The sequence below is a fragment of the Sphingopyxis sp. OAS728 genome, assembly GCF_014873485.1.
GTDB lineage: Bacteria > Pseudomonadota > Alphaproteobacteria > Sphingomonadales > Sphingomonadaceae > Sphingopyxis.
In genome coordinates this window covers 3,293,004-3,311,502 of the sequence record NZ_JADBDT010000001.1, presented here as the reverse complement: position 1 = coordinate 3,311,502, position 18,499 = coordinate 3,293,004, and the positions used below count along the sequence as shown (strand labels likewise).

Below are 18,499 nucleotides of genomic sequence, written 5' to 3'. Positions count from 1 at the left end.
GGACTTAAAGGTTCCGTTCATCGGACCGCCCGGCCGCCGTCAGCGCATCAATTGCCGCGGAAACGCTTCAGATATTCATTGTCCGCGGACATGATGATCGACGTCCCGCCTTGGTTATTCTCACCCAGGAAGGTCTGCCGATAGCTCTGCATCGCGCGGTAGAAATCATAGAATTCGGGATCCTTGCCAAAGCTCGCGGCATAGATGCGCGCCGCTTCGCCGTCGGCGCCGCCGCGAATGATCTGCGCTTCCTTCTGCCCTTCGGCGCGGATGGAGATCGCTTCCTGCTGGCGCGCGGTACGCATGCGGTTGTACGCCGCCTCGAGCGTCGCGCCTTCGGGAAGGTCGGCACGCTTGATCCGGACGTCGATGATCTCGGCGCCATATTTGTTCGCCTCGCGGTTCAGCGCGACCTGGATATTGTCCATCACCGCGCCGCGCTCGGGCGACAGCAAGGTCGCGAAGGTGCGCTTGCCGAGCTCGTTGCGCAGCGACGAGCCGAGGATCGTCGCGAGCTGCGCCTGCAACTTATCCTCGGTGCGGATCGCGGTATACATGCGCACCGGGTTGGTGATGCGGAAGCGCGCGAAGGCGTCGACCTGCAGCCGCTGCTGGTCGGTCGAGAGCACTTGCTGGCGCTCCATGTTCACGCCAAGGATGCGCTTGTCGATATATTGGATGCCGTCGGTGAACGGCACGCGCAGGACGAGACCGGCGCCCGAGCGCCCGAAATCCTCGTTCGGCTTGTAACGGTTCACCGTGCGCTCGATCTCGCCGAAGCGCAGGATCAGCGCCTGCTTGTCTTCGGGGACGATCGCGAGCGACTGCGACAGGATGACGAGCAGGATGACGACGCCAAAGAGCAGCCGCATCGGGTTCTGGAACAGCGAATTCATCATTCGCCTCCCTTCGCGGTCGCTTCGGGCGCCTTCACCCGCTTCTGCACCTCGTTGAGCGGCAGATAGGGGGTCACCCCGCGCGCTTCGACGATCGTCTTGTCGACGTTCGACAACACATTCTCCATCGTTTCATAATAAAGCCGCTGGCGGGTCACGCCGGGCGCCAGCTTATACTGCTCGTAGATCTTGTCGAACGCCGCCGTGTCGCCGCGCGCGCGTTCGAGCACCTGCTGCTGATAGGCGCGCGCAAGGTTTATCGCCGATTCGCGTTCCTGCCGCGCCGCGGTGACCTCCTTGAACGCCTCGTCGACCTGGCTCGGCGGATCGACCTGGCGGATCGCGATGCCCTGGATCATCACACCGGCGCGATACTGGTTGAGCAATTCCTGCATGCGCTGCTGGACCTGCGTCTCGATCTCGACGCGGCCGGGGCCGATCGCCTGCACAAGGTCGAAGTTCGCGACCGTCGCGCGCATCGCGCTTTCGGCGACTTCGCGGATCGTCCCTTCGGGATCGGCGAGCTGGAAGAAGAACAACTCGGGATCGCGCACCGACCAGCGAACCTCATAGGCAAGGTCGACGATGCTCTGGTCGCGCGTCAGCACAAAATTCTCGTCCGTCGCGTTCGGCGAGCCGATCGCCATCGTGCGGATCGCGCGTACGTCTTCCATCCGGATGCGCTCGACCGGCGCCGGCCAGGTCAGCTTCACGCCGGGACCGACGGTGCGCGAATAGCTGCCGAGGCGTGTGATCACGCCTTCCTTTTCGGGCGGCACGATGTGGAAGGAAGAGAAAAGCACCCACGCGACGACGAGCGCGAGGACTATCCATTTCCAGAGTTTCGCCGAATCGCCGAAATTGAACTGGCCGCCGCCGCCCGAACCGCCACCGCCGAACCCGCCGCGCCCCTTGCGCAGCAATTCGTCGAGCGCCGAGGGGCCGCGCGGCTTTTGCGCGCGCCGCTGGTCGGCCGGATCGGGGGTGACCCATGGGTTGCGCGGGCCGGGGCGCTTATCGCCCTTCCCATCGTCATCGCCCTTGCCTGGGCTGCCCCACGGGCTGTTCGCCATCTGGGTGATCGACCCGAAAAATCGCCGCAATCCCCCCGGACCGCGGCCAGCCATGCTTCCATCATTTTCGTTGCTCATGCTGCTTTTATAGGGGCGGCGTGCGCGATTAACAGGGGGTGCGCGCGAAAATGGCTGGCAAACGCCCCGATCATGCCTATCTGCCGCGGACATGACCGAACAAAGCGCCGATATCGCCCACCTGACCGCCACCGCATCCGAGCTCAGCGAGGACCGCTCGTCGGGGCTGCGCCTCCTCGACGATTCGGGCCTGCTCGCGGTGGTGCTCGACGTGTCGGGACTCGCGGTCGAGGACCGCAAGCCGCTCGAGGACAAGCTCCGCGCCGGCCTGCTCGCCGAAGCGGGCGTACGCGAAGTCCGCATCGCGATGACCGCCGAGAAAAAGGCGATGACGCTGATCGCGGTCGGAAGCGGCAAGGGCGGGGTCGGCAAATCGACCCTCGCGGCAAACCTCGCGGTCGCTCTCCGCCGTCTCGGCGTGAAGGTCGGGCTGGTCGACGCCGACATCTATGGCCCGTCGCAGCCGCGCCTGATGGACAGCGAGGGCGTGAAACCCGAAGCACGCGGGTCCAAACTCGCGCCCGTCCCGAACGCTTATGGTGTGCCGATGCTGTCGACCGGTCAGATCGCGGCGCCCGGACAGGCGATCGCATGGCGCGGCCCGATGGCGGGCAAGGCGCTCGAACAGCTCGTCGACGCAAGCTGGGGCGACATCGACACGCTTGTCGTCGACCTTCCCCCCGGCACCGGCGACGTCCAGCTGACGATGATCCAGAAGCACAAGCCCGCGGGCGCGGTGATCGTGTCGACCCCGCAGGATCTGGCACTGATGGACGCGACGCGCGCGATCAGCCTGTTCGAGCAGGCCGACGTGCCGCTCATCGGGCTGGTCGAGAATATGGCGGGTTACGCCTGCCCGCATTGCGGCGAGGTCAGCGACCCGTTCGGCAGCGGCGGTGCCGAAGCGGCGGCAAAAACGATGGGCCTCGACTTCCTCGGCCGCGTGCCGCTGTCGATGGGCATCCGCCTTGCCAGCGATGGCGGCGTCCCGCCCGCGGCGGGAACCGATCCCGCCGGTGAACCATTTCATGCGATAGCGGCGAAGGTCGCCGAATGGCTGACCACACGAAAGGGGCGATGATGGCGATCAACGACGAAGGCGAAATCCGCGACCTGCTTGGACAAAAGCGTCGCATCGCGGTCGTGGGCGCCTCGCCCAACCCCGCCCGCGCGTCGAACGGCGTCCTCGCCTTCCTCGTCCGCCACGGACATGACGTGATCGCGGTCAATCCGGGGCATGCCGGCAAGACCATCCACGGCGCGCCGGTCGTCGCGACGCTCGCCGATGTCGAGCCGCCTGCTGAACTGGTCGACATCTTTCGCAACAGCGAGGACGCCGGAACGGCGGTCGACGAGGCGATCGTCCATGGCGCGAAGGCGGTGTGGATGCAGATCGGCGTCATCAACGAAGCCGCCGCGAAACGCGCCGAAGCAGCAGGGCTGGTCGTCGTCATGGATCGCTGCCCCAAGATCGAAATCCCGCGTCTCGGCCTGCTGAAGTGAGGGCTGCGCTTTCGCTGCTCGCGACCGCGCTCGGGGGATGCGCCACGACCTCCATTGCCGAAAGCCCGCAGGATGAATTTTTCGCGTCGCTCTCGGCACGCTGTGGCCAGGCGTATGCAGGCAAGCTCGCGAGCAACGAGGCGGCCGATGCCGAGATGCGCGGCAAGGCGATGGTGATGCACATTCGCCATTGCACCGCCGACCGAATCGAAATCCCCTTCCATATCGAAGGCCTCGCCGACGACGGCGGCTGGGACCGGTCGCGGACGTGGGTCATCAGCCGGACGCCGGCAGGTCTCCGCCTCAAGCACGACCATCGCCACGCCGATGGCAAGCCCGACGCGGTTACGCTATACGGCGGCAACACGGCGGATGCCGGGAGTGCGACGCGCCAGACCTTCCCCGTCGATGCCGAATCGATCGCGATGTTCAACGCGACCGGGCGGAGCGTTTCGACCACCAATATCTGGTCGGTTGAAACGACGGACACGGGCTTCACCTATGGCCTCGACCGGCAGGGACGGCATTTCCGTGTCGCGTTCGATTATGCCAGACCGGTGACGCCGCCGCCCGCGCCCTGGGGCTGGTAAGCGGAACCCTTCGGCCCGTCATGCGCTAGCTCGGCAAAGATGGGAGAACAGGATGCGCCACCAGACCCTTGTGCTGATACCGCTGCTCGCGCTCGGCGCGTGCAGCGAAAAGTCGCCCGACCCGCGCGGCGTCGGGCATGACGAAACCCTGCTGTCGGTCTCGGCGACCGGCCGATCGGAAACGCGGCCCGACGAAGCGCGCTTCACTGCCGGCGTCAGCACGATCGCCGCATCGGCCGAAGCCGCGACGCAGCGCAACAATGAAACGATGACCAAGGTGACCGAGGCGCTCAAGGCCTTCGGCGTCGCGGGCAAGGATCTGCAGACGCGCCAGCTGACGGTCAACCGCATCGACTGGGGTGCGAACAAGGGCAAATATGAAGCCGTCAACCAGGTCGAGGTGCGGATGCGCGCAGTCGACAAGGCGGGCGAGGCCGTCGCCGCGACCACGCAAGCCGGCGCCAACGTGTTGTCGGGTCCGACGCTGCGCGTATCCGATCAGGAAGCCGCGACCAAATCGGCCTATGCCGCCGCCTATCGCGCCGCGCGTGCCCGTGCCGATGCCTATGCGGGCGCCGCGGGGCTCAAGATCGACCGCGTGCTGACGATCCGCGATGGCGGCGACAGCGCGCCGCCGATGCCCTATTACGAGATGGACGCCGCGGCCAATCGGGCGGTCGCGCAATCGGCCGCCCCGCCCTTCAATCCAGGTGTCAGCGAATCGCAGGTTTCGGTACGCGTCGATTTCGCTTTGTCGGAGAAATAACCGCGGCCCGCGGGGTCGCGATTTTCTTTGCGCCGATTCGCACCCCTGACTATCAGCAGCGGGCATGGCCGGCATTCGCGACACAGTGGAGAAAAACAAAGCGCGCATGCCGCACGTCAGCCGCCGTTCGCTGCTGGTTGGCGCGACCGCGGCAGGCGGGCTGGCCATCGCGTGGAGCCTGTGGCCGCGCGATTACCAGCCGAACCTCACCGCCGCGCCGGACGAGCATATCTTCAATGCCTTCCTCAAGATCGGCGACGACGGGCATATCAGCGCGATCGTCCCGCAATGCGAAATGGGTCAGGGCGTCACGACGCTGCTGCCGCAGATCATGGCCGACGAGCTCGGCGCTGACTGGCGCACGATCGCGGTCGAAAGCGCGCCGATCAACCCGCTCTACACCAACACACTGCTCGTCGACGAGGATAGCGCGGTCTTTACGCCCCGGTCGGGCGTTCCCGATTTCGTCTCCGACGTGCGCAGCTGCGCGCGCCGCGAATGGGCGGTCCGCCACGCGGTGATGCTGACCGCAAACAGCTCGTCGGTCCGCATGTTCGAAGCCCCCTGCCGCGCCGCGGCGGCCCAGGCGCGCGCGCTGCTGATGATGGCAGCCGCCGATCGCTGGGACGCCGACTGGGAAGAATGCGACACGCAGGACGGCTTCGTCACCCATGGCAAGAAAAGGCTGCGCTTTGGCGATGTCGCCGCCGCCGCGGCGCTGCTCGAACCGCCCGCCGAACCCGTGTATCGCGCGAGCAGTTCGGACCCGCTCTATGGCAAGGAGCTTACGCGGCTCGACCTGCCCGCCAAGATCGATGGGTCGGCCAATTATGCCGGCGATATCCGCCTTCCCGATATGGTCTTTGCCGCGATCCGGCAGGGGCCGCTCGGCGCGACGCGGCTGAAAGGCATTGACCGCAAGAAAGGTCTCGCCTCGCCCGGCTTGCTCCACGTTGTCACGCATGAGCGCTGGGTTGCAACGGTCGCACGCAACTGGTGGGCGGCGAACCGCGCGCTCGACCGCTTTGCCCCCACCTTCGAGACCGACGGCGCGCCGATATCGACCGACCGCATCGACAAGGCGCTGAAAGCGGCGCTTAAGGGCGATGGTTATCGCATCGCGAGCGAAGGCGATGTGGCCGAAGCAATGGAGGGACGGCCGAAAATCTCTGCCGAATATGCCGTCGCCCCCGCGCTCCACGCGCCGATCGAAACGCGCACTGCGACCGCGGCGCCCGACCGCGACGGCTTGCGTGTCTGGGTCGCGACGCAGGCACCCGCGCAGTGCCGCGACGCGATCGCCGGCGCGACCGGATTAGCTCCGGCAAGTGTCACGCTATTCCCGATGATGGCGGGCGGATCGTTCGACGCCTGCCTCGACCACAATGTCGCAGTGCAGGCCGCGATCATCGCGCTCCAAGTCAAACGCCCCGTCCAGCTTGCCTGGTCGCGCGCCGAAGAAATCATGCGCCTGCCGCCGCGCGCGCCGGCGCGTGCCAAGCTGACCGCGACGCTTAACGCCGCGGGCGGGATCGATGCGCTGGTAACGCGCATCGCGGTGCCACCGACGAACCATGAGGTTCGCAGGCGCCTGTTCGACAATGAGCCGGCCGATGTCGCGCAGCGCGCCGCAGCCGGCAGCCCCGATGCCGCCGCAGTCGAGGGGGCAGCGAGCAGCTATGCGATCCCGCATATGGCGGTCGACCATTGCCCCGCCGACATTGGCCTGCCCACGGGACGCTGGCGCGGCAATGCCGACAGCTACACCGCCTTTTTCACCGAATGTTTCGTCGACGAAATGGCGGGGCGTGCCGGGACCGATGCGCTGTCCTATCGCATGGCGATGCTCGGCAATTCGCCGCTGCTCGCGCGCTGCCTGCTCACCGCGACCAGCCTTGGCGGCTGGGAGGGCGGATTGTCGGGGACCACACAGGGACTCGCCTGCCATTCGATGCGCGGCAGCCATATCGCGCTGATGGCGACCGCGCGGCAAAGTGAGCGCGGGCTTCAGGTCGAGCAGCTGGTCGCGGTCGTCGACGCGGGGCGGCTTGTGAACCCGGTGATCGCGCGGCAGCAGATCGAGGGCGGACTGATCTTCGGGCTTGCGGCAGCGGTCGGTGCGACGACCGATTATGAAGGCGGCCTCGCAACCGCACGGAAGCTCGGTCAATTGGGTCTGCCCGACCTGTCACAGACGCCGCAAATTTTGGTCGAATTCGTCGACAGCGATCGCGAGCCCGGCGGGCTCGGCGAAATCGGTGTGCCCGTCGTTGCGCCCGCCATCGCCAATGCCCTGTTCGCCGCGACGGGCCGCCGCATCCGGCGTTTGCCCCTATCGGCGCATCCGCTGTGACTCCTCCGACCGACCACCCGCAAGTGGCGGCGCCGCGCATCGGCGTTCTGCTGGTCAACCTCGGCACCCCCGACGCGCCCAACGCGCCATCGGTGCGCCGCTATCTGGCGGAATTCCTCTCCGATCGCCGCGTCGTCGAAATCCCGCAGCTATTATGGCAACCGATCCTGCGCGGCATCATCCTGACCACACGGCCGAAAAAGTCGGCGCACGCCTATGCGCAGGTCTGGACCGACGAAGGGTCGCCGCTCGCCGCGATCACGCGAAAGCAGAGCGAAACGCTGCAAGCAGCGTTCGGGGCCACGGTGCAGGTCGCTTACGCGATGCGCTACGGAAAGCCGGCGATCGGCCCCGCCATCGACGCGCTGACGGCGGCGGGCTGCCGCCGCATCCTTGTCGCGCCGCTTTATCCCCAATATTGCGCCGCGACGACCGCAACGGTGGTCGATGCCGTGGGCCGGCATCTGCAGACTCTACGCTGGCAGCCGGCGATCCGCTTCTTGCCACCCTATCACGACGATGGCGCTTATCTGCGAGCGCTCACGGATTCGGTGAAGAGCGGGCTCGCCGCGCTCGATTTCGACCCCGATGTGCTGCTCGCGAGCTTTCACGGCATGCCCGAGCGGACGCTGCACCTCGGCGATCCCTATCACTGCCAGTGCCGAAAAACCGCGCGCCTGCTTTCGGATGCACTCAGCCGTCCGGTCGAGGTGGCGTTCCAGTCGCGCTTCGGGCGGGCCAAATGGCTCGAACCCGCGACCGACACGCGGCTTGAATCGCTAGCGAGCGAAGGGAAGAGCGTCGCGATTTTCGCGCCCGGCTTTGCGGCCGACTGCCTCGAAACGCTGGAAGAACTGGCGATACGAGGCAAGCAGCAATATGAAGCCACGGGCGGAAGGCGGTTCGCCTACCTCCCCTGCCTCAACGCCGACGCGCCCGGCATGGCGATGCTCGAGGCCCTGGTGCGGCGCGAACTGGCGGGATGGCTTTGACCCCGGCCGCTTACCAACTGTTTAGGTCCATGCGCTAAATTGATCCGACGCGGCGCCGAAAAGGCATGGGCCGCGCCAATTTGGAGATATGCGATGACCGAGCTCGAATTGCTGGGTTGGGCGCTGGCCTTGGCCACGCTGGCCTTTCTGGCAATAATCGGCTTTGCCATCTGGTGGTCGTGGCGATCACGGACCGCAACCGCCGCGCCGCGCGAACCACAGGCGCCACGTGCGTCGCGGGTGCCGCGCGAAATCCGGCTGCCGAAACTGCCGCGCAAGGCCGCGCCCGAACCCGATGTGGAAATCTCGCCATCGCGGCTCGCACGAATCAGCCGCAAGGCGCCGATCGAGATGCCGGCCGACGACGAATATGCGCCCGAACACCAATCCGCCGCGGCTATCGAACCGGCCGATGTGGCGCTCGAATCGATGGCTTTGGAGGTCGAGGAAGCCGCACACCGCGCCGAGAAGATCGACGCCCAAGAGGTGTCGCTTCGCCTCGTTCCCCAAATCCCGCCGCGCGACGCCATCTCGACGAACAGCTGGCTCGGCGGTCGCCCGCGACTCCCCGCTGGCATGGAATGGCCAAAGATCGACGATCAGCCGGCTGATTTCCTCGCACAGATCGATTGCGCCGACCTCCCTCAGGGCCTGTGGGGCGGGCTGGGACCGCGCGACGGTGCGCTCGCCTTTTTCATCCATCGCCGCCGTTTTGACATGTGCGTCGTTCACTTGCGCGATACCGGCACGCCGGTCGCACCGCCCTATACGCTCAACGACCCCGAAGGATGGTTCGGCCCGCACGGTGGTCTGGCTTTTGGCGACTTGGCGTCGTTCGCGGTACGCGCCTTTCCCGAATGGCCGGTCGACCTCGTCGCCATCGGCCCGGGCGATGCCGATCCGCGCAGCGAAGCCGATCCGGGCGAACCCGGCGCCGCGCTCTACGATCGCGGCTACGACATCGCCGATCCTGCGTTCCACCCCTTCGACTGGGGCAGCATGACCGCCATGGTTGCATTGCTCGAAATGCGGCTCGATCGGCTGACGCCCGAAGCCGCGCCGGCGCCGGGCGCCGATGCCGGGGATATCGCCGAAATGGAGCAGCGCGCCGCGTTCAACTATGAAGCGCGCAAGCGCGCCGAAGAGATTATCGCGATTGTCCACGACAGCGCGGCGCGCGCCGAGTTCTCGGCCAGCGACGCGACGGCGGTGATGGCGGGGCTGCACGCAATCCACTGGGTCAAGGCGATCCGCTCGGTCGACCCCGAAACCGGCGCCGAACGGATCGAGACGATCACCCTGCCGCTGACGACCCACCGCGCCGATGCGAATCTGTGGGTGCATGATTATCAAACGATCCTGTTCGATCGCGCGAAGCACGCCTGGTGCGCCAATCCCGACAATCTTTCCGCGCCGACGCGGGCATTTTACGAGCCCTGGTGGCGCGATCTCGCCGAACGCGAAATGGCGGCTATGGGGCACGAGCCGTTTCGCCACATCCTCGATTATGACGAGGAGCACGAAGCGGTCTTGCTCGAACTGCCGACGAGCGGATTGATGAGCCGGCGGTTCGGCGATGGCGACAATCTGGTCGTGACGATCGACAAGGCGGACCTCGCCATCGGCGACTTTTCGAAGCTGCGGGTGCAGGTGAGCCACTAAACCCCCTGAATAGCTTTGCGATTGACGTTCCGGTCAACTTGCAGCGTCCGATAGCGCGGCTTAATCATGATCCCATAACCACGTGGGAGAGTGAATTTATGGCACGCGTAGCAATCGTCACCGGCGGCAGCCGCGGCATCGGCGAAGCAATCAGCCTCAAGCTGAAGGAGATGGGCGTCACCGTCGTCGCCAACTATGGCGGCAATGACGAAAAGGCGCGCGAGTTCACCGACCGCACCGGCATCGCTGCGATGAAATGGGACGTCGGCGATCATCAGGCGTGCGTCGACGGCTGCATCGCCGTCACCGAGAAATTCGGACCCGTCGACATCGTGGTCAACAACGCCGGTATCACCCGCGACGGCACGCTGTCGCGCATGAGCTACGCCGATTGGGACGATGTAATGCGCGTCAACCTGGGCGGCTGCTTCAACATGGCGAAGGCCTGTTTCCCGGGCATGGTTGAGCGCGGCTGGGGCCGCATCGTCAACATCGGCTCGATCAACGGGCAGGCGGGGCAATATGGCCAGGTCAATTATGCCGCCGCCAAATCGGGCATCCACGGCTTTACCAAGGCGCTGGCGCAGGAAGGCGCGAAGAAGGGCGTGACGGTCAACGCGATCGCGCCGGGTTATATCGACACCGACATGGTGGCGGCGGTTCCCGCACCCGTGCTCGAAAAGATCGTCGCGAAGATCCCGGTTGGGCGTTTGGGTCAGGCCGATGAAATCGCACGCGGCGTCGCGTTCTTGTGCAGCGAAGATGCGGGGTTCGTCACCGGGTCGACGATGAGCATCAACGGCGGCCAGCATATGTACTGACGATGGCAGGCGCGTAACCAAGGCGTTCGCGCAGCGAACGACGAGGTTAGGCGCCGGTGCCGCAAAGCGGCAGCCATCGGCACGGCCAGCGGGGCGGCGATCCCCTCAAGGATCGTCGAACCCGTCTGACGACGGGCACCGGCTTTGCCGGTGCCAACGCCGCCGCCCCTATTCCACCGTCACCCCGACAACGCGCCATTCGCCGCCCTCGCGCACCAGCGACAACGTTTCGATCGCCCCCGCCTTGTTCGCATAATCGGTGCGAAACTTGACCATCTGATAGCCATAGGGCGGCGCGGGTACATATTCCTCGCTGACCAGAGTGCGCGATTTCACCGCGCCCAGCGGTCCTTGCACCTGGCTCGCCACCCGGCGCCAGGCCTCGACCGTATTGAGCGCCTTGAACGACTGCCCCGTCGCCTCCCAGCTCGCATTCCACTCGCCCTTCTCGACCAGCGCGAGCCATCCGCGCGCGGCCGCAGCCGCAGCGCTTTCGGCGGGAACAGTGGAAGGGCTCGCGGCGGGCGTATCGGCGCTCCCGGACATCGAAGCGAAAGCGAGCAAGGCAAGACTGAACGACATGAACAAACCTCCGGCAATCCAGCCGGCGCGGCGCGATATGCGGCGCGTCCCGGCGGGTGCCGTCATCTCTTCCATGCCGGGGTCGGCCGCGGCTTCCCCCAAAGCCTTGTCCCCCAAATATTCGGGGGTCCGGCCTTCGATCTCGCGCAGTTGCCGCGCTGCCTCGCGGCTGCTCGATGCCGACATCTTGCGCCGCGCATCGCGCAGTCGTTCGTTGATCGTATGGACCGACAGGCCCAGATGCCGCGCCATCGATTTCGCGTCATGCCCACCCGCCAGCAGGCGCAACGTCTCTTTCTCTTTTTCGGTAAGCGCCTGAAGTCCTGTCATCAGCCTGCCTGCATTTGCGCGGGATCGGCGGGTAGATTACGCAACGCCGAATTGGCCTGCCACCCCAAATAAATCGTACCTCGTTTTGTACGGCACAGCGGCGCGGCTGCGCCCTTGCTGCCGCGAATCAAGTCGCTACACCCGTGACATGACCGACACGTCGCTCTCCATCGCCCAGCAAGACCTCGCCCGCGCCTATGCCGGCGGCGCACCCGGCGTACTCGTTTCGGGCCTCGTCTGGCTGATCGCCGGAGCGGTTTGGCAGCTCCACGGCACCATGGCCGCCTTCGCCGCGCTGTTCGTCGGCGGCATGGCGATCCACCCGCTCGGCGTCCTCATCGAGCGCATCGCGTTCAAGGCGCCGAAGGCGACCGTCGGCAAGCCGCTCGAGACGCTCGCGATCGAGGCGACGATCCCGCTGTTCGTCGGGGTGCTGATTGCATGGGTGCTACTCGTCCGCGCGCCCGACCTTGCGATCCCGGTCTTTGCAGCGATCGTCGGGGCGCGCTATTTTCTCTTCCGGACGATGTATGGCGAGATCGCTTATTGGGTGCTCGGCGCTGCGATCCTGCTCGTCGCGGGGGTTGGGCTGTTCGGCATCGCCTTGCCCCTCAACCTCGGCTTCCTTGTCGGCGCGATCGAACTCGTCGCCGCCGTGCTGATCCTCCAGCGATGGCGCGCACGACCTTGAGCACGCCGCCGCTCCATCCCCCGGTCAAACGCTCGGTCACGATCGCAGGCCATCCGACCTCGATCAGCCTCGAACCGATGTTCTGGGACGCACTCGAAGCCGAAGCCGCGCGGCAGGCGCTTCCCGTCAACGCGCTCGTCGCGCGGATCGATGTCGAACGGATGGAAGCCGACGATCCGCCGAACCTGACCTCGGCGATCCGGCAATGGCTGTGGCGGGAGCTGAGCGCCGCTCCCCGATCACCGAGCCCTTAGCCGCGGGTGTTTTTCACACCGCGAAAGATGGACCGGATGGCCAAAAATGTTCCGCCGCCCATAACGACGACCGCCCACGCCCCGGTAACGAGCATGACGCCTCTCTCGATCAGAGAGGCGTCCGACCATTTGGACACAAAGGGCGCCATGACCAGCACAGGAACCATCGCGACGAGCATGAGCTTCGCCTGATTTCGCTCGGACTGCCACAAGCCCTGGAAACGCGTGTTGATCGTCTTTCCGCGAAATTGCTTCCGGTTTGCAGCATCTTCGCTTTTGACCCACCTGTTGATGAAATGCTTCATCGGCGCAGCTAGATCAGAGCCCGCGCCACCGCATGCCCGAACGCCGCGCCCTTGTCGGGCGCATGATGCAGGAACAGCGACGGCTCGATCAGTTCGAGTTCCATGATGTGCAGCGTGCCGAGCGCATCGCCGACCATATCGACGCGCGCGTAGACCGGCGGCGCGGGTGCTGCCGCCAGCGCCGCAGCCGCGAGCGCCTGCGCGGCATCGCTCACCTCGCACGCGGTCTCGCGCCCGCCGAATTGTTCCTGCACGCGAAAATCGCCCGATGCGGGGCGCTTGACGATCGCGTGGCTGAACTTGCCGCCAAAGAAGAAGAGCGAATATTCGCCCTCGGTCAATATGCCCGGCATCATTGGCTGGACGAGCCGCCGCTGACCCAGCGCATCGGCCGGAATCGGCGCGCCCGGAAGAATGCGATGCGTCCCGTCGGCGCCGCCCGAAATGGCCGGCTTGATCACAATCTCGTCGGTCGCAAGCTCGGACATCGCCTCGGTCAGGCTCGCATCGTCGAGCGCATCGACCTCGACCGTCGGCACGACCGCAACACCCTTGGCGCCGAGTTCAGCCAGATAGGCCTTGTCGCTGTTCCAGCGCAGCACGGGCACCGGATTGGCCACCGGCAGTCTTTCGACTTCGAGCCGGTCGAGCAAGGCGTACCAGCCCGCAACGTCGCGCTGATAGCCCCATGCGAAGAGCGGGAGCACCAGATCATGGCCCGACAGATCGCCGGGCTCGGTCCACACGCGCTGCTCGACGATCAGCCCGGCCGCGGTCAGCGCCGCCGCCTTGCGGGCAAAGGCGGGCTGCCACTTTTCATAATAGTCGGGCGCCGGGACGAGGATCGCGACGCGGGGCTGGAACGGCATTACCTCCCCAGCAATCCGCGTGCCTGCCCGGCGATATGCGACAGCATCGCGCCGTTCGGGGTCGGGATCATCCGCGCGCGGTCGACCGTCGCGCGGAACTGCTCGACGCGCGGCGCATGATCGGCGAGCCATTTGGTCACCGCCGCATCAAGGTCGCCCTTGGGCAAGCCCGCGAGGAAGGTCAGGCGCATCTGCTGGAAATCGCGCGCGAGGCTGTTGACCAGCAGGCGTTCCCACGGATCGGCGGGGCTCATATGCGCCGCCAGCGTCTGTGCCCAGTCGAGCCCCAGCGCTTCGCCCAGATGCGTGAAGGCGCTGGTCACCGCGACCTCGTCATCGCCGCGCCGTTCGGCGAGGTCGACGATGCCGATCGCACCGTCGGTCTTGAACAGGCGGACGACCGACGAGGTCAGCGCCTCGGGCGCGCCCGCGTCGAGCAGTTGCTGCGTCAGCATGTCCCACTGGCGCTTGACCGAGGGGCTGAGCAGCCCGTCGACGCTCGCGTTGAGGCGGTCGACACCGGGTTCGAGCCGCGCGACGACCGGGCCCGGCTGCGACAGCGACTGCGTCACGCGCAGCAGGTCGGCCATCTGCGAGGTCATCGCCGACGCGGCCTGGCTGAACAGCGACAGGCGGATGCTTTCGTCGATCTTCGCTTCGTCGAGCGCATCCCAGATCGCGGGCATGTCGAGCAGGCGCTCGACCGCGACGAACGCAGCGGCGATGTCGCCGAGCGCGCAGCCTTCCTCTTCGACCAGTTCGAAGGGATGGACGATGCCCATACGGTTGATGATGCGGTTCGCGATCTTCGTCGCGATGATTTCGCGGCGAAGCTGGTGATCGGCAATCGCCTGACCGAAGTCGCGCTGCATCTCTTCGGGGAAGGCGGCGGCAAGATCGCTCGCCAGCGCCGGATCGTTCGGCAGATCGCTATGCTCGATCGCATCCTGCAGCGCGAGCTTCGCGGTCGACAGCAGCACCGCAAGTTCGGGGCGCGTCAGCCCGCGTCCTTCGGCGGCGCGGCGGAGCAGTTCGTCGTTCGCGGCGAGCCCCTCGACCTTGCGGTCGAGCCGGCCCGATGCCTCGAACGTCTCCATGATCCGCACCAGCGACGGGACAGCGGCCGATCCACCCTTTTCGGCGATCGACAGCGCGAGCGCCTGAAGCCGGTTATCCTCGAGCACCAGCTCCGACACATTGTCGGTCATGCGCACGAGCAGCGCGTCGCGATCGTCCTGGCTGAGGCGGCCTTCGGCCATCTCGCGGTTCAATGCGATCTTGATGTTGACCTCATTATCCGAGCAGTCGACGCCCGCGCTATTGTCGATAAAGTCGGTGTTGATCCGCCCACCCTTCGCCGAGAAGGCAATACGCGCGGCCTGCGTCGTGCCGAGGTTCGCGCCCTCGCCCACCGCCTTGACGCGCAAATCCTCGGCATCGACGCGCAGCGCGTCGTTCGCGGGATCGCCGACCTCGGCATTATTCTGGCTCGCGGCCTTCACATAGGTGCCGATACCGCCGAACCACAGAAGGTCGACCGGCGCCTTCAGGATCGCCGAGATCAGCGAGCCGGGGTCGATTTCGGACACCGACAGGCCGAGCAGCGCCTGCACTTCGGGGGAGAGCGGAATGCTCTTCTGGCTGCGCGGAAAAATGCCGCCACCCTTCGAGATCAGCTTGGCGTTGTAATCCGCCCAGCTTGAGCGTGGCAGGTTGAACATCCGCTCGCGTTCCTTCCAGCTTTTCGCCGGATCGGGATTGGGGTCGAGGAAGATATGGCGGTGGTCGAACGCAGCGGTCAGCTGGATCGCCTTCGACAGCAGCATCCCGTTGCCGAACACGTCGCCCGACATGTCGCCGCAGCCGACGACGCGGATCGTATCACTCTGCACGTCGACGCCCATTTCGGCGAAGTGGCGCTGGACCGAAAGCCATGCGCCCTTCGCGGTGATGCCCATCGCCTTATGGTCATAGCCCTTCGACCCGCCGCTCGCGAACGCGTCGCCAAGCCAGAAGTCGCGCTCCATCGCCAAGGCATTGGCGACGTCGGAGAAGGTCGCGGTGCCCTTGTCGGCGGCAACGACGAAATAGGGATCGTCGCCGTCGTGGATCACCACGCCCTTCGGATGCACGACCTTGCCCGCGACAAGATTATCGGTGATCGACAGGAGCGAGCGGATGAAGATGCGATAGCATTCGGTGCCCTCGGCGAACCATGCATCGCGGTCGAGCGACACGTCGGGCAGCGCCTTGGGATAGAAGCCGCCCTTCGCGCCCGTCGGCACGATGACGGCGTTCTTGACGCGCTGCGCCTTCATCAGCCCGAGAATTTCGGTGCGGAAGTCGTCGCGGCGGTCGGACCAGCGGAGGCCGCCGCGTGCGACCGGACCGGCGCGGAGATGGATGCCCTCGACGCGCGGCGAATAAACCCACACTTCGCGCCACGGCAGCGGCTTGGGCAGGCCGGGGACCTGCGCGCTGTCGATCTTGAACGCCAGCGCCTCCTGCGCGGCGGGCGCGAAGGCGTTGGTGCGCAGCGTCGCGCCGATCACGGCGTGGAAGAGGCGGAGGATGCGATCCTCGTCGATCGACTTGATATCGGCAAAGGCGGCCATGATCTCGGCTTCGAGCGCCTCGGCACGCTTCGCATCGCGCGCCTTGGGATCGTGGAGCACCGCGAAACGCTCGATCAACGCAGCGGTCAGCGCGGGCGCGTGGCGCAGCGCGCTGACGACCGTGTCCATGCCATAGGCCGAGCCGCCCTGACGCAGATAGCGGAACCAGGCGCGCAGCCAGACGATCGCGCGCGGATCGGTCTGGTTGGTGAGCACGAGTTCGTTGAACGCATCATTTTCAGCGCGCCCGTCGAGCACCGCCGCGATCGCGCCCTCGAGCACCTCGGCATAAGGCAGCAGCGCCAGCTCGTCGACGTTGGCGGGGAGGCGCAGCGAGAAATCGTGGATCACGAGCGGGGTTTCGTCGCCATCTTCGTTGCCGGGCGCACGCGTCGAACCGAGCGTGGTCGGGATTTCCTCGAGCACCTCGAACCCGAAATGTTCGAGCGCGGGGACGACGTCGGACAGCGCGAGCGGGCCGACCGCGCTGTAAACCTTGAGCCGCAGGCGGTCGTCGCCGTCGAGGCTCTTGCGCGCGAGGCGCACGCTGCGCGGGTTCGCGGCGTCGAGATCGCGGAGGCGCAAGATGTCGCGCGCCGCTTCCTCGGGATTATAGAGATTGCGGTAATTGGGCGGGAACGCTGTTGCAAAACGCGCCGCGAGCGCCGCCGCGCGGCCCGGATCGCCGCGCTTGGCCAGCGCCGCTTCGACCTCGGGCTGCCAGCCGCGCACCATCTGTTCGAGCTGCGCGTTGAGCGCCTCGGCATCGGGGACGACACCGCCGCTGCGCAGGTCGAGCGTGTAGCGCAGGAGCGCGGCGCCGCCGTCTTCGAGTACCATCGTCCAGCCGATGACACCCGCCTTGGCTTCGCGCACCAGCAGCGCCTCGACCGCGATACGGCGCCCGGTCGACACTTCATCGCGCGGCAACCAGACGAAAGCGAACAGGTGGCGGCCGAGCGCGCTGCGCACCGTCACCACCTTCGGCCGCGGCCGGTCGGTGATCGACATCGAGGTCAGCACCAGCTCTTCGAGCGATGCCGCATCGAACGCAATGAGCAGATCGTGCGGCAGCGCAGTAAGCGCGTGCGCGAGCGCCTTGCCCGCATGCCCCGTGGGGTCGAAACTGAATTTCGTCATCAGCGCTTCGAGCTGCGCGCGCAGCACGGGCACCTTTGCCGGCGGCGTCGACAGCGCGGCGCTGGTCCACAGGCCCGCGTGGATCGACAGGCGTTCGACCTTCTTGCCCTTGAGTTCGGGAACGATGACGAGGTCGAGCAGCACGCGGCGATGCACCGCCGACAAGCGATTCGACTTGATGAGCAAGGGGGCATGGCCGCCCTTGTCGAACCAGGCGAAAGCGGCTTCGAGCGCGGCGGGCGACAGAAGCTGGCCGTCGGCGCTTTCGCTGATCCCCAGCGGTTCCTGCACCGCGCCGCTGCGCGTGCGCCATTCGTGGCCGAGCTGGGTCATTGCCCCGCCCTCGAACCAGCGCAGCAATTCGGCGGCCTCGCCCTCGACGCGCATAGCGGCATCGGCAAGCATCGCCGCACGCATCGCACGCCAGTCGCGCACCGCGGCGCGCACATCGCGCAGCGCCGATTCGAGCCCGTCGAGCAGGCGCCGGCGCGCCCGCGCGTCGCCGCGCTCGAGCTCGATATAGATGACCGATTCGCGGTCGCCGGCTTCGCCAGCTTCCTGCAGATGTCCCTTGGCATCGCGCTTCACCGCGACGACCGGGTGGAGGATACGGTGGACGGCGAGCCCCTGCGCCGCGACCGCCTGCGAGGTCGAATCGACGAGGAAAGGCATGTCGTCGTTGATGATCGCGAGCCGCATGCGGCGGTCGGTGCCATCGGCAGCGATCGGTTCGAGCAGCAGCGACGGCGTTTCGGGCGCGCGGTCGAGCGCCGCGCGCGCGGCGAACTGGGCCGCGTCGGCGAGCGCCGCCTTGTCCATATCGTCGCCCTCGCCGGGCAGCGCGCTGCCACGCAGCGCGGCCAGATAGGCGGCGGCGATTTTCGGAGGAATTTTGGCGGTGGTGGTGGCGGTGTCCGTTTCCGGCGTGTCGGACAAATTCTGAGACATAAAATGCTGCATCCCGAACCAAAGAGGGGGA

At 66.4% G+C, this 18,499-nt stretch carries 16 protein-coding genes; 10 read left to right on the top strand and 6 right to left on the bottom strand.

Annotated elements, in window-relative coordinates; all coding sequences use genetic code 11:
• Window positions 1-47 precede the first annotated feature (47 nt).
• Both hflC and hflK read right to left on the bottom strand, forming a co-directional pair.
• Window positions 48-896, bottom strand: coding sequence for a protease modulator HflC (gene hflC / locus GGC65_RS15665; RefSeq protein WP_062185444.1), 849 nt, complete (start codon window positions 894-896; stop codon window positions 48-50).
• The gene (gene hflK / locus GGC65_RS15660) at window positions 896-2,047 is read right to left on the bottom strand and encodes a protease modulator HflK (RefSeq protein ID WP_192648010.1); all 1,152 of its coding nucleotides are present in this window, start codon (window positions 2,045-2,047) and stop codon (window positions 896-898) included. The genes hflC and hflK overlap by 1 nt, the downstream gene beginning before the upstream one ends.
• 91 nt (window positions 2,048-2,138) lie before the next feature.
• On the opposite strand from hflK, the gene GGC65_RS15655 reads away from it, so the two are divergent.
• The 8 genes from GGC65_RS15655 to phbB all read left to right on the top strand — a co-directional run bounded on the left by GGC65_RS15655 (window position 2,139) and on the right by phbB (window position 10,734).
• Window positions 2,139-3,128: an Mrp/NBP35 family ATP-binding protein gene (locus GGC65_RS15655; protein ID WP_318780175.1), complete on the top strand. Its 990-nt coding sequence runs from the start codon at window positions 2,139-2,141 to the stop codon at window positions 3,126-3,128.
• Window positions 3,128-3,550: a CoA-binding protein gene (locus GGC65_RS15650; protein WP_192649567.1), complete on the top strand. Its 423-nt coding sequence runs from the start codon at window positions 3,128-3,130 to the stop codon at window positions 3,548-3,550. Before GGC65_RS15655 ends, GGC65_RS15650 begins: the two co-directional genes overlap by 1 nt.
• Window positions 3,547-4,140 carry a hypothetical protein gene (locus GGC65_RS15645; RefSeq protein ID WP_192648009.1) on the top strand — a complete coding sequence of 198 codons (594 nt, stop codon included), beginning with the start codon at window positions 3,547-3,549 and terminating at the stop codon, window positions 4,138-4,140. The genes GGC65_RS15650 and GGC65_RS15645 overlap by 4 nt, the downstream gene beginning before the upstream one ends.
• 52 nt (window positions 4,141-4,192) lie before the next feature.
• Window positions 4,193-4,906 (top strand): SIMPL domain-containing protein, encoded by a 714-nt coding sequence (locus GGC65_RS15640; RefSeq protein ID WP_192648008.1) that lies wholly within the window; start codon window positions 4,193-4,195, stop codon window positions 4,904-4,906.
• 64 nt (window positions 4,907-4,970) lie between these two features.
• Window positions 4,971-7,259 carry a xanthine dehydrogenase family protein molybdopterin-binding subunit gene (locus GGC65_RS15635; RefSeq protein WP_192648007.1) on the top strand — a complete coding sequence of 763 codons (2,289 nt, stop codon included), beginning with the start codon at window positions 4,971-4,973 and terminating at the stop codon, window positions 7,257-7,259.
• The gene (gene hemH, locus GGC65_RS15630; protein ID WP_192648006.1) at window positions 7,256-8,251 is read left to right on the top strand and encodes a ferrochelatase; all 996 of its coding nucleotides are present in this window, start codon (window positions 7,256-7,258) and stop codon (window positions 8,249-8,251) included. Before GGC65_RS15635 ends, hemH begins: the two co-directional genes overlap by 4 nt.
• A 93-nt stretch (window positions 8,252-8,344) precedes the next feature.
• Window positions 8,345-9,913: a DUF1963 domain-containing protein gene (locus tag GGC65_RS15625; protein WP_192648005.1), complete on the top strand. Its 1,569-nt coding sequence runs from the start codon at window positions 8,345-8,347 to the stop codon at window positions 9,911-9,913.
• A gap of 98 nt (window positions 9,914-10,011) precedes the next feature.
• On the top strand, window positions 10,012-10,734 hold the full coding sequence (gene phbB, locus GGC65_RS15620) for an acetoacetyl-CoA reductase (RefSeq protein ID WP_192648004.1): 723 nt from the start codon (window positions 10,012-10,014) through the stop codon (window positions 10,732-10,734).
• Window positions 10,735-10,902: 168 nt separating this feature from the next.
• On the opposite strand, the gene GGC65_RS15615 is transcribed toward phbB, so the two are convergent.
• Window positions 10,903-11,646: a helix-turn-helix domain-containing protein gene (locus GGC65_RS15615; RefSeq protein ID WP_192648003.1), complete on the bottom strand. Its 744-nt coding sequence runs from the start codon at window positions 11,644-11,646 to the stop codon at window positions 10,903-10,905.
• A 148-nt stretch (window positions 11,647-11,794) separates the two neighbouring features.
• On the opposite strand from GGC65_RS15615, the gene GGC65_RS15610 reads away from it, so the two are divergent.
• Both GGC65_RS15610 and GGC65_RS15605 read left to right on the top strand, forming a co-directional pair.
• Window positions 11,795-12,337: a DUF7010 family protein gene (locus tag GGC65_RS15610; protein WP_192648002.1), complete on the top strand. Its 543-nt coding sequence runs from the start codon at window positions 11,795-11,797 to the stop codon at window positions 12,335-12,337.
• Window positions 12,319-12,591 carry a ribbon-helix-helix domain-containing protein gene (locus GGC65_RS15605; protein ID WP_192648001.1) on the top strand — a complete coding sequence of 91 codons (273 nt, stop codon included), beginning with the start codon at window positions 12,319-12,321 and terminating at the stop codon, window positions 12,589-12,591. Before GGC65_RS15610 ends, GGC65_RS15605 begins: the two co-directional genes overlap by 19 nt.
• On the opposite strand, the gene GGC65_RS15600 is transcribed toward GGC65_RS15605, so the two are convergent.
• Genes GGC65_RS15600 through GGC65_RS15590 form a run of 3 tightly spaced genes read right to left on the bottom strand, consistent with a single transcriptional unit; the run spans window position 12,588 to window position 18,468 of the window.
• Window positions 12,588-12,896 carry a hypothetical protein gene (locus GGC65_RS15600; protein WP_192648000.1) on the bottom strand — a complete coding sequence of 103 codons (309 nt, stop codon included), beginning with the start codon at window positions 12,894-12,896 and terminating at the stop codon, window positions 12,588-12,590. The two genes, GGC65_RS15605 and GGC65_RS15600, sit on opposite strands and share 4 nt — an antisense overlap.
• 8 nt (window positions 12,897-12,904) lie before the next feature.
• Window positions 12,905-13,765: an ATP-grasp domain-containing protein gene (locus GGC65_RS15595; RefSeq protein ID WP_192647999.1), complete on the bottom strand. Its 861-nt coding sequence runs from the start codon at window positions 13,763-13,765 to the stop codon at window positions 12,905-12,907.
• Window positions 13,765-18,468, bottom strand: coding sequence for an NAD-glutamate dehydrogenase (locus tag GGC65_RS15590; protein WP_192647998.1), 4,704 nt, complete (start codon window positions 18,466-18,468; stop codon window positions 13,765-13,767). The genes GGC65_RS15595 and GGC65_RS15590 overlap by 1 nt, the downstream gene beginning before the upstream one ends.
• Window positions 18,469-18,499: the final 31 nt, after the last annotated feature.